Here is a 15,435-nt window from a genome sequence, read left to right as displayed (position 1 = left end):
CCGGAGCCTCAAACCCGTTGTCCAAGATCGTGTACGTCAAGCCCTTATTCATCTTGGTGCTGGGCATCGTGCCACTACCACCATTAGCGTCATATGAAACTGTTGCGGTTTCCAACGTCACACTCACGGGATCGGAATCAAGCGGCGTTTCCTCCTCGACCAAGCCGCCCCTATCCGTTGCGATCGCAGTAATGGTCGCGCCGACGGACAAATCCTTAATTTGCAGTGTCACGGTACCCGTGCTCGAGTCTACAGAGCCTTCACTCGAAGACCAGGATCCGGTAGATCCCGACGGTTCAGTTCGAGCTAGTACAAATGGGACCACCATTTTCAAGAAAGCGCCGGCGGCCACAGATCTGGTGGACGTATTAGGCGCCGCAGAGTCCGCAGGTCGGGTTAGGGTAATGGTTTTGCCATCATAAAGGACCCTGTAGGAAGCCAAATCTGTATCATCACCCGGATCCGTATAGGCGGGAGGAGTGATGGTGACTGTGCTGGAATCGTAATCAACAGTGATCTTGGGCGATCTTGGCTTGATATTCGTAACTAGGTCTTTCGCGGCGATACTCTTGACCTGTTCCGGGTTCTTGAGTTCATATCTACCGTCTTCGTCCTGTTTAGGGACAAAGGCCCAGTTTTGATCCCAATCCCCAACACTGTTTGAGGGGTTCGCAATTCTCGCGTCGCCATCAGCATTGAAATCAATTAATGCGGGGGTATCTTCCCAGTCTCCGGTACCATCCGGCATTTTTGAAATGCCAGTTACGGTCGTGTAAGCCTGTCGGATGTTCGGATCTATTCTTTTCTTGTCATCTTTAGTTAGTTTCTTCGGATCCCTAACCGGAGTTTTCTCCGGCAACGGTCCCTCCGGAACAATGACTTTGCACGTTGGGAGTTTCTTTGGCTCTTTAACTATGATTCCGATCTCGCCCTCGGAAGACCCCGGCCAATTTAGCTTCAAGGTCTCATAGCCAACGTCGACGGAGAACCTGCCGCTCTCGGCATCTACATCGGCGTACGTTGCCTGAGATTTAACGACGTTACACCTAGCTCCAGGCTCAAAATTCTCACGATCATCGGCATCGATCCTCGTGACAACCTTTACTTTCGTGCCCGGCGTGACTTGCTGTCCATCCTCGGTTTGGAGGGTGCCAGCGACTATATTTCCAGTGACCAGTAGCTTATCAACTAAAGCCTCAGCAGAGCGTTCCGTGATCAGTTTGATGTTGATAGGTTTTGTCGTGCCTTTAGAATTGTCGTTATAAATTATCTCAGCTGAGAGTTGCTCTTGGGAAACGTTATAGAGGTTTATCGCCTTCATATAGCCCGCGATAGCCGGATTACTTGTTTTGAACGCCTCGAAGATCTCACTAATTTCCTCGTCGCTCCGGGTGGCCTGGTCTTCGTGCAAGAATGGACCCTGAGGAACATTTAGACCAGCGTCATACTGATCAGCCAAAGATAGCGAGACTGATACCGATATAGGATCGGATTCAACTCCATCCGGAATCCATTTACTGCCTTTTTTGTTTTCTTGTTTCAGCACGATGTAAAGTATTTGGCCGCTAGCTAGTGGCTCCTGCAATTTCACAGTGAATTTACCGTTGCCTTTACCGGCTGTGCTTTCCCCCAGTGGAATCTGATTAGGCTCCGATTTCGGATCTTTCGCATATACGTATGCCCTAAGTTGCCGATTTCTATCGTTAGTTGCCTCGGCCTGGCCCTTTACTTCTTTCGTACCCGATATTGCAACTATGTCTGTCGGCGGCGCTAGCTTTGCGTTTGGCTCAGCGACGCTTTCACTGACGTTTTCAGGCCCGATCTCCAAGCTCTCCGCGGGAGCAGGCTGTGCTTCGAGCTCCTGATCGTTTTCAACTACAGGAGCTTCTTCTGTGTCAGCTGTGCTTCCAGCTTCCTCTTCAACTCCCGCATCTGCAGTCTCCTCTGATGCAAGAATCTCTTCAGCATTTGCTACATTTTCAGGCTGCTGAGTGGTTGCCAGTTCCCGGGACCCGCTTTCATCCGTTCCTTCATCCTCAGCGTGCACTAGAGGAGGTCCGGAGAACACCAAACCAAAGGTGCAAAACACGATCACCATCAGTCTCAACACGAAACTGAGCGGTTTCTGCCTCGCGACACTAGATTGATCTGCTAACAAAGCTCCGGGCTTTTGATTCAAGCCAAGCATGAGGACCTCCCAAAACCTGCGAAAATAAACGAGTCCTGAGTCCCGATCATACCATCGGCAGCACCGAAAAGATCCGAAATTTCCGCATTTGCTGTAGCGCGAGACGCAGGGGTAACACCAGCATTGAAGCAACCCAAAATGACAGCACAACGATATTGGAATTAATCCTCAGAGATCGTCGTAAATACCACCATCACAGAACCGCTCTACTCGCTCCACATCGTTAAACTTCGTAGAATCGAGGCGTGGCTGACCCTGTAACTTATCGTCCGAAGACGTCTGAGATCCCAACTGAACCTGGGGTGTATCGTTTTCGTGACGCTGAGGGCCGCGTCATTTACGTGGGTAAAGCCAAGAACTTACGCAACCGCCTCACCAATTATTTTCAGGACCCAGCGGGCTTGCATCCGCGCACCCAACAAATGGTGTTCTCTGCAGCATCAGTGCAGTGGACAGTTGTCGCCACAGAGGTTGAAGCACTCACCCTGGAATACTCGTGGATTAAACAGTACGACCCGCGCTTCAACGTCATGTATCGGGATGACAAGTCCTACCCCTACCTCGCAGTATCAATGGGGGAGGACGTGCCGCGCATGCAGATCATGCGAGGAGCCCGGCGTAAAAACACCCGCTACTTTGGGCCCTACTCGCAAGTGTGGGCCATTCGCGAAACCGCTGACCAGCTCCAACGGGTGTTTCCTATTCGCACCTGCTCCAAGGGTGTTTACCGTCGCGCCGAACGCGCCGGGAGACCCTGCCTGCTCGGCTACATCGAACGCTGCAGCGCACCGTGCGTTGGAAAAATCTCCCAACAAGACCACTACGAACTAGCCGAACAACTATGCCAATTCATGTCCGGCAAAGTGGGCCCCTACATTCGTGACCTCAAAACCCAGATGAAGCAAGCCGCCACCGAACTCGACTTCGAGCGCGCCGCGCGCCTGCGCGATTCTCTGGCAGCGCTCGACAAGGTCCTGGAACAAAACGCCGTTGTGCTCGGTGACGGCACGGACGCGGACGTATTCGCCCAAGTTGTTGACGAACTCGAAGCTGCAGTCCAAGTGTTCCACGTGCGCGGAGGCCGTATCCGCGGCGTGCGCGGCTGGGTAGTAGACCGCCCGGACAACACCAGCGAAGCCGAACTCATGCAGCGCCTGCTCCAACAAGTTTATGCCGAAGCTACCCGCGAAGACGTGCACGAACGCGTTGCCGCAGTCTCCGTTGACGATGTGGAACATGCCCCAACATCCGCTGTTCCACGTGAAGTACTCGTATCAGTCCTGCCCACCGACGCCGATGCCGTTGCCGCGTGGCTCACTCAGATTCGTGGCGCCAACGTAGACCTACGTATTCCTCAACGCGGTGAGAAGCGCGCCCTCATGGACACCGTTCAAGCTAACGCGGAGCACGCCCTGCGCCTGCACAAGACCAAACGCGCTGGCGACCTCACGCAGCGTAGCCAAGCCCTCGAGGAGCTGCGCGACTACCTTGACCTCTCGTCCGCACCGCTACGCATCGAATGTTACGACGTGTCCCACACGATGGGCACAAACCAGGTGGCGTCCATGGTCGTGTTTGAAGACGGAGCGCCCCGCAAAACTGACTACCGTCATTTCACTATCCGAGGTGAGGACGGCGATGGCGTACCGGACGACACGGCTGCCATGCGTGAAACCCTAACCCGCCGCTTTAAGAGGCTCTTGGCCGAGGAAGCGGGGGAGTCCGGCTACGACGAGGACGGCATCGAACTCGCCTCCGGCCCGGTAGATCCACAAACCGGTCTTCCTCGCAGATTTTCCTACCGGCCCGACCTGGTGGTGGTTGATGGGGGTCTGCCGCAAGTAAACGCTGCCTCGGCAACGCTAGAAGAACTCGGCATTACCGTACCCGTAGTGGGGCTAGCAAAACGTCTGGAGGAAGTATGGATTCCCGGTGACGACTTCCCGGTCATTTTGCCACGCACCTCACCCGGCCTTTATCTGCTTCAACATTTGCGGGATGAATCGCACCGTTTCGCTATCGCCCACCACCGTCAAAAGCGTTCTAAAGCGATGAGACGATCCGTGCTTGACCAAGTGCCTGGCCTTGGCCCCACCCGGCAGGCTGAACTACTGAAGAAGTTCAAATCCGTAAAGAAGATTCGCGAGGCTAGTGTGGAAGAACTCCAAACGGCTCCAGGTGTGGGGCCCATGTTGGCACAAACCATTTTTGACTTCTTCCACGCCCAGGCGAATGAGCCCGGTAACAAAGAAAGCGAGACGAGCGGCCAAAAGGCTGGCAAACTAGACACATGAGTGAAGACACGAAGTCGGTGACCGAGAACAACCCGCCAACTGTGCCCGCGGGCATCCCGTTACTTGATGAGATGGCGCGGCTTCCTAAAGCGAGCGAACCCGAGCTGATCATCATCTCTGGAATGTCTGGCGCTGGACGTACGCGCGCGTCAATGGCACTGGAAGACCTGGACTGGTACGTGGTAGACAACCTTCCGCCGACGCTTCTGCCGGCGCTGGCCGGCATGATGACCGTGGACGGCTCGGGCGTGCACCGCCTGGGCGCAGTGGTAGACGTTCGCAGCCGCGAGTTCTTTCACGACCTCGAGGACGTCCTTGCCAAACTCAATGAAGACGCGGTTACTTACAGGATTATTTTCCTCGAGGCAGACGAGGCCACGCTTGTGCGCCGGTACGAGTCCAACCGGCGTCCGCACCCTCTTCAGGGCGACGGGCGAATCCTCGACGGGATTCGTAAAGAGAAGCAGATGCTCGCTCCGCTTCGGGTCCGTGCAGATGAGATCATCGATACCTCAAAAATGTCGGTACATGACCTCACGCGGCACATGCGCGACATCGTTGCGGGTGAAGCCGACACGCAGCTGAAACTCACCGTCATGTCTTTCGGTTTTAAGTACGGACTGCCGCTTGACGCGGACCACGTGCTGGACGTGCGTTTCTTGGCGAACCCCTACTGGGTTAGCGAACTTCGCCACCTAACTGGCCGTGATGAGCCGGTTGCGAAATACGTGCTGGAGCAACCCGGAGCTCGCGATTTTGCTATCAATTACGCCAAACTGCTTGCGCCCATGATCCGCGGTTACGTGAATGAACTAAAACCCTTCACTACCATCGCGGTAGGATGCACCGGTGGTAAGCACAGGTCGGTTGCCATGACCGAGCTGATTGCGGCCACGCTGCGTGATGAAGGGTTCCCTGTTCGAGTGCTTCACAGGGACTTGGGTAGGGAGTAACCATGGCAGGTCTACTGGATGCAAACGGCTGGCCGCGCAGGGGAGAGGCTGGCACGCGCGTGGTTGCTTTTGGCGGCGGCCACGGTCTTTCTGCAACCCTGCGGGCCCTCAAACACATAACGCATCAGCTCACGGCAGTGGTAACCGTTGCTGACGACGGTGGTTCCTCGGGCCGGCTGCGCGAGGAAATGGACGTGCTACCTCCGGGAGATCTACGCATGGCACTGGCTTCGCTGTGCGATGACTCCGAATGGGGCCTAACCTGGCGCGATGTCATGCAGCACCGTTTCAACACCGATGGTCCGCTGAATGACCACGCCCTCGGAAATCTGCTGATCGTATCCCTGTGGCAACTTTTGGGTGACCAGGTGGACGGCCTGGACTGGATTGCTCGGTTGCTGGGCGCTCACGGCCGCGTTCTACCAATGGCACAGACCCCACTGGAGATCGAAGCCGACGTGGAGGGCGCCGATGGGCTAACAAGGGTAGTGCGAGGTCAATGCGCGGTAGCCACTGCCGAGGGGCAAACCCGCGCGGTTCGCCTAAATCCTGCTGACCCACCGGTTGCCCCCGAAGTTCTTGATGCGATAGCCGAGGCCGAGTGGGTGGTGCTGGGCCCAGGCTCGTGGTACACGTCCGTGCTCCCACACCTGCTGGTGCCAAAACTGCACGATGCGCTGGTTTCAACGAAGGCGCGGCGAGCCCTCGTGCTGAACCTTGCGGAACAAGAGGGCGAAACAGAAATGCTCTCTGCCGGTGATCACGTTCGCGTTCTGGCTCAGCATGCTCCTGATTTTGCGCTTGATGTGGTGATTGCCCAGCCCTCCACGGTTGACGATATTGAGGACTTGGAGAACGCTGCCCGCGAGGTAGGCGCTAGACTACTGCTTCGACAGGTGTCGATCGGTGGAGCTCAGCCCTTGCACGATCCGTTGCGTCTGGCGGCAGCGCTACGTGACGCATTTGATGGCTTCTTGGGTGAAGTCGGACGGCGCGAGGCCTGGCTCGCTTAGATTGTGGAGAAAGTTTAATGTCGCTGACGCTCGCTCTGAAAGAGGAACTGGTTAGGAAACCCGTTGCCACCCCATCTGAAATGGTGGCGGAGGTAGCCTCAATGCTCCGTTTCGCGGGTGGTTTACACTTGGTTTCAGGCCGCGTGATTATTGAGGCCGAAGTTGATCTGCCGGCCACGGCTGCTCGCCTGCGCACGTTCATGGCGAAGCTGTTTAAGGTGAACTCTTCTGTGGTTATCGTCTCTGGGGGAGCGTTAAAGAAGGGAGACCGCTACGTTGTGCGCGTGGTGGAACGAGCCGATCATCTGGCTCGCATGACGGGACTAATTGATGCGCAGGGCCGTCCGGTGCGAGGTCTTCCCACCCGGATTGTTGCTTCGGGCGACGCCGAGGCCATCGCGGCGTGGCGCGGGGCGTTCCTAGCGCGTGGCTCGCTGATGGAGCCCGGTCGCTCCTCTGCAATGGAAATCACTGCTCCCGGTCCGGAGGCCGCGCTTGCAATGGCTGGTTTTGCGCGCCGAATGGGTGCACAGGCGAAGGTGCGTGAGATTCGCAGTGCGCAGCGGGTTGTGGTGCGCGAAGCTGATGGGATCGCCTCGATTCTGCAGGCCCTGGAAACTCCTGAAACCCTGGAGGTGTGGCAGGCGCGCCGCAAGCGCCGCGTAGCCCGAGGCAGTGCTAACCGATTGGCTAACTTTGACGACGCTAATCTACGCCGGTCCGCGCGGGCCGCAGTAGTTGCAAGCGCGCGGGTAAAGCGTGCGTTCGACATCTTGGGAGACGAGGTTCCCGAGCACCTGCGTGAGGCTGGTGAACTTCGCGTTAGCCACCCGCAGGCCTCGCTTGAAGAACTTGGCAAGCTCGCTAACCCGCAACTGACGAAGGACGCGATTGCGGGACGTATTCGCCGACTTCTTGCCATGGCTGATAAGCGCGCCCATGAGGACGGGCTTCCCGACACGGAAGCAAGTCTCAGCGCCGATTTACTCGAAGGTTAAAGAAAACAGCGGATTGATAGCTAACGCAGACGCCATATTTGCTTAGCTTTTACCTCTAAAAACCTTTCCAAAACCTGGAATTTTCCTAGTAATAACGTAAATGCCGCCTTCGAGCATGCTAAATCTATCGAAACGGTGTAAATTTAGAAGTGCTGGAACCGCAGAAAACTGCGGACTGCGTGCCCGCGTTTCTGGGCATTCAGTTTCATCAGACGAAAATGCGCCGTAGCGCATTACAGGAGGACATTGTGACTTTCCGCGTCGGTATTAACGGCTTTGGTCGTATTGGCCGTAACTTCTTCCGCGCAGCTCGTGAGCAGGGTGCGGACTTTGAGATTGTTGCCGTCAACGACCTAACTGACAACGAGACCCTCGCACACTTGCTCGAGTGGGATTCCATTCTTGGCAAGCTTGACGCAGACGTAACCTACGATGACGAGTCCATCACCGTTGGTGGCCACCGCATCGCAGCTTTCGCTGAGCGCGACCCCGCCAACATTCCGTGGGGCGACCTCGGTGTTGACATCGTGATTGAGTCCACGGGCTTCTTCACGGATGCAACCAAGGCGAAGGCACACATCGATGGTGGTGCTAAGAAGGTCATCATCTCCGCACCGGCTAAGAATGAAGACGCTACCTTCGTTGTTGGTGTAAACCACACCGACTACGATCCGGCTAAGCACAACATCATTTCGAACGCATCGTGCACCACTAACTGCCTTGCTCCGATGGCTAAGGTCCTTGACGAGGCCTTTGGCATCGAGCGCGGCCTCATGACTACGATCCACGCTTACACTGGCGATCAGCGCATCCACGACGCTCCGCACAAGGACCTTCGCCGTGCACGCGCCGCTGCGGTCAACATTGTTCCGACCACTACCGGTGCTGCTCGCGCTGTTGCTCTCGTGCTCCCGCAGCTCAAGGGCAAGCTGGACGGCTACGCACTTCGTGTTCCGGTAATCACCGGTTCGGTCACCGACCTCACCTTCACCACGAAGTCCGAGGTTTCGATCGAGTCCGTCAACGCCGCCATGAAGGCAGCTGCTGAGGGCCCGCTCAAGGGTGTCCTGGCATACTCCGATGGCTACCTCGTTTCGACCGACATCGTAACCGACCCGCACTCGTCGATTTTCGACGCGCCGCTAACCAAGGTTATTGGCGACCAGGTGAAGGTTGTTTCCTGGTACGACAACGAGTGGGGCTACTCGAACCGCCTCGTAGACCTGACCAAGTACGTTGGTGAGCGTCTCTAATTAGGAGTCGAGCGTAAAAGTTGGACGCCCGCACATGCTGACGCGTGCGCGGGCGTCTTCTTTAGGCCCGAACTATTGAACTTCGAGAGGAAGATTTTATGAGAACGATCGAAAGTCTAGGTGACCTTAAAGGAAAGCGCGTCCTGGTTCGTTCGGACTTCAACGTGCCACTAGATGGCAAGACGATCACCGACGACGGCCGTATCCGCGCGGCACTACCCACTTTGAACAAGCTTGTAGAAAGCGGAGCCAAGGTTATCGTCATGGCACACCTTGGCCGTCCGAAGGGCGAGTTCAAGCCAGAGTTCAGCCTTGCACCAGTTGCAAAGCGTCTTGGCGAACTTGTTGACGCCAACGTATCGCTTGCCAAGGACATCACCGGCGAATCCGCTAAGGAAGAGGCCGGAAAGCTAAACGATGGCGATATTCTTCTGCTCGAGAATGTTCGCTTTGACCCGCGTGAAACCTCAAAGGCTGACGCCGAGCGCGAAGAGTTCGCTTCTGAACTAGCGGAACTTGCCGATGCTTTTGTCTCGGACGGCTTCGGCGTCGTACACCGCAAGCAGGCTTCGGTTTACGACATTGCAAAGAAGCTTCCGTCCGCTGCGGGTCTCCTCGTGTTGAAGGAGATCGAATCGCTGTCGAGGGCTACCGACAATCCGGAACGCCCCTACGCGGTTGTACTTGGCGGCTCCAAGGTTTCGGACAAGCTTGGCGTTATCGCTAACTTGCTGAAGAAGGCCGACATGCTCCTCATTGGTGGAGGCATGGCCTTCACATTCTTGAAGGCAAAGGGCTACGAGGTTGGCAAGTCGCTGCTAGAAGAAGAGCAGCTTGCAACGGTTAAGGGCTACATCGATGAGGCAAAGGAGCGCGGCGTTGACCTCGTCCTTCCTGTAGACATCGTGGTTGCTCCCGAGTTTGCAAAGGACTCAACCCCATCCGTAGTTGACGCGGACGCGATTCCTGCCGACCAGATGGGCCTCGATATTGGTCCGAAGTCGCAAGAACTTTACGCTTCGAAGATCGCTTCGGCGAAGACCGTTGCTTGGAATGGCCCGATGGGCGTATTTGAGTTTGAGAACTTTGCTGGCGGCACGAAGGCCGTTGCTCGCGCACTATCCGAAGGTGACTGCTTCTCGGTAGTTGGCGGCGGCGACTCTGCGGCTGCTGTGCGTCTGCTCGGCTTCGATGAATCCACTTTCTCTCACATTTCCACCGGTGGCGGTGCCTCCCTCGAACTTCTTGAGGGTAAGACGCTTCCGGGTATCGCAGTTTTGGAGGACTGATTTAAATGGCACGTACGCCACTTATGGCCGGCAACTGGAAGATGAACATGGATCACCTTGAGGCGATCCACCTGGTCCAGGGCCTAAACCAAGAACTGACCGACGCTAACTTCGATTTCTCGGCTGTTGAGGTTGCTGTCATTCCGCCGTTTACCGACATCCGTTCGGTTCAGACGGTTGTTGAGGGCGACGAGATGAAGATCAAGTACGGTGCTCAGGATGTTTCCACCCACGAGAACGGTGCGTACACCGGCGAGATTTCTGCTTCCATGCTGTCCAAGCTTGGTTGCAGCTTCATCGTTGTGGGCCACTCCGAGCGTCGTGAATACCACGGCGAGAGTGACGCGCTGGTGGGCGAGAAGGCACGCGTTGCCCTCGCTGCTGGAATGACGCCAATCATCTGCTGTGGTGAAGGGCTTGACGTTCGCAAGGCTGGAAACCAAGTTTCACACGTACTAGCGCAGATCGATGGCGCTCTGAAGGGCATGTCCGCTGACGACGTCAAGAAGAGCGTTATCGCGTACGAGCCCATCTGGGCCATTGGCACCGGCGAGGTCGCAACCCCTGAAGATGCACAGGAAGTTTGCGGCGCAATCCGTGTTCGCGTAAGTGAACTGTACGACGCCGAGACCGCTGATGCTGTCCGTATCCTCTACGGCGGTTCCGTGAAGTCCTCGAACGTTGCAGACATCATGGCTAAGGAGGACGTCGATGGCGCCCTCGTTGGCGGCGCATCGCTGAAGGCTGACGAGTTCGCGAAGATCGCGCGCTTCAACGCCTAACCTCTTTATGTGCCTCCACCGGAACAAAATCCGGTGGAGGCACATTTTTAGTGAAAGCCACCATGCTTGCGCGCCCGGCTATGAACTTTCGCGATGCCACGCTAGAATCTAACAGGTTAGAAAGTTTGTTTAAGCGCCGAGGCGTGAAGGAAAAGGATTAGCGTGACAGCTGTAAAAATCATCCTGGACGTGTTGCTCGTGATCTCGAGCCTGTTCCTCATCCTCACCATTTTGATGCACAAGGGTCGCGGTGGCGGCCTATCGGACATGTTCGGTGGTGGCTTTTCGTCCACTGCGGGCTCATCTGGTGTTGCCGAGCGTAACCTTAACCGCATTACCATCGGCACCCTCATCGTGTGGGTAACCGTAATCGTCCTGATCGGTATTTTGACGAAGTTCGCCTAGCTTGGATGCGATAGCAAACATCGAATACTTCTGCGCGCGTGGCCATGTCACGCGCGTTTCTTTTTCTGCAACCGCATTGTTTGACGTTCCAAATTCGTATCCTTGTCAAACGTGCCATGAGGATGCCTACCGTAATCGCCCCCGAGTAGGGGCAAGTGCGGCCTCGCAACGCCAGGAATCCTTGCCTACAACTAGACACTTCGCAGAGGTCGAGGCGCGGCGAAGCTCCGCCGAGAGAGACGCGATCCTCGAAGATGCACTCAGACGTCTACGCGAAGGGGAGCGCTAGAAGATCCTGTCGATCCTGCTGGCTGCAGCTTTGTCCACCCACCACTGCGTTCCCACCTGGTTCATTGCACCTGCGGGCACCTCTCTAAAGTTGGCGCCCTGCAATGCCTGCGCAAAAACCGTAGCCTTTTCTTTACCCGCAACCACAAACCAGGACGCCCGTGAACGCCGCAATAGAGGAATAGTCATTGAGATTCGCTGCGCTGGAAGCTTAGGGGACTGCGGTTCTGCAACATACAGCCCAGCTGCATCCAAGGTTTGGTGAGAGGGAAAAAGGGACGCAAAGTGGCCGTCCTGGCCAATTCCTAAAATACTCATATCAAGAGCTATTGAACGCGGATCCAGCAGGGCGTGCAACGAATATACCGACACCATTTCTTCCGCATACCTGCGTGCCGCCGCCTCCAAATTCCTACTATTCGAGGGGGTGGGTGGCCGGTGGAGCTGAAAAATAGGGAACTGGGATGAGAGGGCCTCATCAACATGCGTGTCGGCGCGGTCTGCATCCTCATATTCCACGTAACACTCGTCAGCCATCCAAATATGAACGGGTGACCACTGCTCCACAAGATCAGGGTGGTGGCGCATGATGTCGGCAATTTTCTGCAACAGCGTGGTGCTTACATCGCTAGCGATCCCTACATGGATACGACTGCGCTGCTGTGAAAGCTCAGTGATCTTGCGAACCAGTGAGAGAGCCACCTTCGCGTGGAGTTCCTCTACCGTTCGGTGAACTTTCAAATCTGTTTCAAGCATTGCTCCGCCTTGCAATCGACTGTGCTCAGTTTACGAGATTAGGGGTAAAAAATCTGGAGGCCAGCTCAGCTGACCTCCAGATTAGTTGAACGTTAGGCTAGAACCTCACGGGCAACCTTAGCCACGTTTTCCGTGGTGAATCCGAACATCTCCATGAGATCATCGCCCGAGCCAACCTCACCGAAACGCTCTAGCGAAACCGCGCGGCCCTTAATACCGAGGTACTTGTACCACGGTGCAGCCAAACCGGCCTCGACACTAACACGTGCGGTAACGGCCGAGGGGAGTACCGATTCCTTGTACTCCTCAGACTGCTCATCGAACCACTCCATACAAGGAACGGACACAACGCGCGCCTTCACGCCCTCACTCGCGAGGACCTCCGCGGCGCCAAGCGCATGCTGGACCTCCGAACCGGAAGCCATCAGAATAATGTCCGGCGTGCCCTCCGTGTCACGCAGCACGTAGGCTCCGCGGGCGAGGCCACTTGCGGGAGCCAGGTCGCCTCCACGCTTCGGGTTAGGCAGGTTCTGACGGGAAAGAATCAGGCCGGCCGTGGCGTCACGCTTCAAGATTTCCTTCCATGCCTCCGCCGTCTCAGCGGCATCGGCCGGGCGGACGATCGAGAGGTTTGGAATAGCGCGGTAAGCGGTCAGGTGCTCCACAGGCTGGTGCGTGGGGCCATCCTCGCCAACACCAATCGAATCGTGGGTCCACACGAAGGTCGTAGGCAACCCCATCAGAGCGGCCAGACGCACCGCACCACGCATGTAGTCAGCGAACACGAAGAACGTGCCACCGTAAACGCGGGTGAGTCCCTCAAGCGCGATACCGTTCATGATGGCCCCCATCGCGTGTTCACGAACACCAAAGTGGAGGTTGCGGCCGTACTTGTTGCCCGAGAACATTGCAGAGCTACGCTCTTCCGGTAGGAACGAGGGCTCGCCGTCCATAAAGGTGTTGTTCGAGCCCGCGAGGTCAGCCGAACCACCCCAAAGCTCAGGAAGAGCCGGAGCCAAAGCGTTCAGCACCTTGCCCGACGCGGCGCGGGTAGCAACGGCCTTGCCCTCTTCGAACTTCGGTAGCGCATCTTCCCAGCCCTCGGGTAGTTCGCGCTTTGCAAGACGATCGTAAAGTTTTGCAAGTTCGGGGTTAGCCTCGCGCCACTTAGCGAACTTCGCGTCCCATTCGGAGCGGGCGGCCTCGCCGCGCTGCTTCATATTCGCCTGTGCGTGTGCGACGGCCTCCTCATCCACATCAAACATCTTCTGCGGATCAAGGCCAAGTGCTTCCTTCAAGCCTGCAAGAGCATCGGAGCCAAGCTTCGAGCCGTGTATAGCGCCCGTGTTCTGCTTGCCCGGGGTAGGCCAGCCGATGATGGTGCGCAGTCCGATTATCGACGGGCGGTCAGTCTCAGCTAGCGCGTTCTGGATCGCCTCTTCAACGGCCGCAACGTCCTCCTTGTATTCGCCGCCCTTGGTCCAATCCACGTGCTGGGTGTGCCAGCCGTAAGACTCGTAGCGCTTCATCACATCTTCAGTGAACGCAATCGAGGTGTCATCTTCAATGGAGATGTGGTTGTCATCCCAGAACACAATCAGGTTGCCAAGCTTTTGCGTTCCAGCCAGCGAGGAAGCCTCGGAAGAAATGCCTTCCTGCAAGCAGCCATCGCCCGCGATTACCCAGATGTTGTGATCGAACGGCGACTCGCCAGGAGCGGCATCCGGGTCGAACATGCCACGAACACGGCGCTGCGCCATTGCCATGCCAACAGCGGAGGAAAGGCCAGAGCCAAGTGGGCCCGTGGTGATCTCAACAAAGTCAGTGTGCTTGTACTCGGGGTGGCCCGGCGTCTTTGACTTCAGGCTACGGAACTTCTTCAGATCCTCAAGGTCAAGGCCGGCGTCAGCTAGGTACAGAGAAATGTACTGGGTCAAAGACGAGTGGCCCGCAGACATCACAAACCGGTCCCGACCAAGCCACAGGCTATCTTGCGGGTCCATCTTTAGGTGCTTCTGGAAGATTAGGTACGCGAGCGGTGCGAGAGAAATCGCGGTGCCCGGGTGGCCGGATCCAGCGTTTTCGACGGCGTCTGCGGCAAGCATCTTTGCTGTTTTAACCGCGCGATCGTCAAGTTCGTTCCATGAAAATGTCATGAAAATAGCCTTCCCTTGTCGTTAATTTAGAAATCGGTCACAATTGTATCTGTTCGGTCGTTTTAACGCGTTCCGTGTTTATTTTAACACGAAAAGAGAGAACATTTAAGATTATGATACCTTCACGCAACAGTGTTTTACAGCAGTATCTAGTCGATTTTTTAGACTATTTGAGTGTTGATAGCGGCGCGTCAAAGCACACCATCTCGGCATACCGTTCAGATATCTCCCGGTTCCTCGATGACACGCACCTAGAGTCGGCCAATGAACTAAACGCCAAGGTCATTAACGACCACCTAACTAAACTTTCAACGGGGGAGCTTGGACGAGCTTTTGCACGGTCCTCGATTGCGCGCGCTCGTTCCTCAATCTCGGGCTTCATAAAGTTCTTGATCGATCGCGACGTGATTGCAACTGATCCCATGGACGACGTCGAGTCGATGGGGACGCCCATGCGACTACCGAAGGCGCTCACGCTCGACCAGGTCAAGCAACTACTCGACGCCGTATCTGAAACACCCGGCCCAATCGGCCTACGCGATACCGCGGTGATGGAGATGCTTTATGGAACAGGGGCTCGCATTTCTGAAATAACCGGTCTCTACCCAGAAGACCTTTTGCTGGATGGAGACGTGCCGGTGGTTCGCCTTTTTGGCAAGGGCCGTAAAGAGCGCCTCGTTCCCCTGGGCAGTTACGCCCGCGATGCGGTAATGAAGTATATGAGGCAGGGCCGTCCCGAACTCGCAGCTAAGAAAGGCAACGACAAGCACCTGTTCTTGAACACGCGCGGGGGAGCGCTATCGCGCCAGTCAGCGTGGGAAATCATCAAGAGTGCGGCAAAGAAGGCAGAGATTGAGGATGTCTCTCCCCACACTCTTCGCCACTCATTTGCCACCCACCTGTTAGAAGGTGGCGCTTCGATCCGCGATGTCCAAGAGCTCCTCGGGCACTCATCGGTGGTAACCACCCAGATTTACACGAAGGTTTCGATCTCAACGCTGCGTGAGGTTCATGCAACCACGCACCCACGAGCCACCTCTGACTAGCGTCGGGGCACTAT

13 protein-coding genes are annotated in these 15,435 nt (G+C 56.3%); 10 read left to right on the top strand and 3 right to left on the bottom strand.

Annotation, left to right across the window (positions count from 1 at the left end; genetic code table 11):
- Positions 1 to 2,188, bottom strand: a 2,188-nt coding sequence (locus HMPREF2854_RS05930) for a hypothetical protein (RefSeq protein WP_148130910.1), incomplete at its 3' end; no start/stop codon positions are given.
- A gap of 245 nt (positions 2,189 to 2,433) precedes the next feature.
- Between HMPREF2854_RS05930 and uvrC the strand changes: the two genes are divergently transcribed.
- The 9 genes from uvrC to HMPREF2854_RS08905 all read left to right on the top strand — a co-directional run bounded on the left by uvrC (position 2,434) and on the right by HMPREF2854_RS08905 (position 11,464).
- Positions 2,434 to 4,482 (top strand): excinuclease ABC subunit UvrC, encoded by a 2,049-nt coding sequence (gene uvrC, locus HMPREF2854_RS05925; protein ID WP_070620324.1) that lies wholly within the window; start codon positions 2,434 to 2,436, stop codon positions 4,480 to 4,482.
- On the top strand, positions 4,479 to 5,435 hold the full coding sequence (rapZ, locus tag HMPREF2854_RS05920; protein WP_070620321.1) for an RNase adapter RapZ: 957 nt from the start codon (positions 4,479 to 4,481) through the stop codon (positions 5,433 to 5,435). Before uvrC ends, rapZ begins: the two co-directional genes overlap by 4 nt.
- Positions 5,436 to 5,437: 2 nt before the next feature.
- Positions 5,438 to 6,448, top strand: coding sequence for a gluconeogenesis factor YvcK family protein (gene yvcK / locus HMPREF2854_RS05915; RefSeq protein WP_070620319.1), 1,011 nt, complete (start codon positions 5,438 to 5,440; stop codon positions 6,446 to 6,448).
- Positions 6,449 to 6,465: 17 nt separating this feature from the next.
- Positions 6,466 to 7,446, top strand: coding sequence for a DNA-binding protein WhiA (gene whiA, locus HMPREF2854_RS05910; RefSeq protein WP_070620316.1), 981 nt, complete (start codon positions 6,466 to 6,468; stop codon positions 7,444 to 7,446).
- Positions 7,447 to 7,694: 248 nt separating this feature from the next.
- A complete protein-coding gene (gap, locus tag HMPREF2854_RS05905; RefSeq protein ID WP_070620400.1) occupies positions 7,695 to 8,699 on the top strand; it encodes a type I glyceraldehyde-3-phosphate dehydrogenase in 1,005 nt (334 codons plus the stop codon).
- Between the two features lie 98 nt (positions 8,700 to 8,797).
- A complete protein-coding gene (locus HMPREF2854_RS05900; RefSeq protein ID WP_070620313.1) occupies positions 8,798 to 9,988 on the top strand; it encodes a phosphoglycerate kinase in 1,191 nt (396 codons plus the stop codon).
- Positions 9,989 to 9,993: 5 nt separating this feature from the next.
- A complete protein-coding gene (tpiA, locus tag HMPREF2854_RS05895) occupies positions 9,994 to 10,770 on the top strand; it encodes a triose-phosphate isomerase (RefSeq protein ID WP_034507759.1) in 777 nt (258 codons plus the stop codon).
- A 162-nt stretch (positions 10,771 to 10,932) separates the two neighbouring features.
- A complete protein-coding gene (gene secG, locus HMPREF2854_RS05890) occupies positions 10,933 to 11,175 on the top strand; it encodes a preprotein translocase subunit SecG (protein ID WP_070620310.1) in 243 nt (80 codons plus the stop codon).
- A gap of 1 nt (position 11,176) precedes the next feature.
- On the top strand, positions 11,177 to 11,464 hold the full coding sequence (locus tag HMPREF2854_RS08905) for an RNA polymerase-binding protein RbpA (RefSeq protein ID WP_083309417.1): 288 nt from the start codon (positions 11,177 to 11,179) through the stop codon (positions 11,462 to 11,464).
- Here HMPREF2854_RS08905 and pgl read toward each other — a convergent pair.
- Entirely contained in the window at positions 11,461 to 12,219 is a 759-nt protein-coding gene (gene pgl, locus HMPREF2854_RS05885; RefSeq protein WP_070620306.1) for a 6-phosphogluconolactonase, read from the bottom strand. The two genes, HMPREF2854_RS08905 and pgl, sit on opposite strands and share 4 nt — an antisense overlap.
- Positions 12,220 to 12,311: 92 nt before the next feature.
- The gene (tkt, locus tag HMPREF2854_RS05880; protein ID WP_070620302.1) at positions 12,312 to 14,375 is read right to left on the bottom strand and encodes a transketolase; all 2,064 of its coding nucleotides are present in this window, start codon (positions 14,373 to 14,375) and stop codon (positions 12,312 to 12,314) included.
- A gap of 113 nt (positions 14,376 to 14,488) precedes the next feature.
- On the opposite strand from tkt, the gene HMPREF2854_RS05875 reads away from it, so the two are divergent.
- Complete coding sequence (locus tag HMPREF2854_RS05875) at positions 14,489 to 15,421, top strand: site-specific tyrosine recombinase XerD (RefSeq protein ID WP_070620299.1); 933 nt, start codon at positions 14,489 to 14,491, stop codon at positions 15,419 to 15,421.
- The last annotated feature ends 14 nt before the right edge of the window (positions 15,422 to 15,435 follow it).

It is taken from the genome of Actinomyces sp. HMSC075B09 (genome assembly GCF_001812395.1).
Taxonomy (GTDB): Bacteria; Actinomycetota; Actinomycetes; order Actinomycetales; family Actinomycetaceae; genus Gleimia; species Gleimia europaea.
The sequence above is the reverse complement of the archived record's forward strand: the minus strand, read 5'-3'. Positions and strand labels throughout refer to the sequence as shown.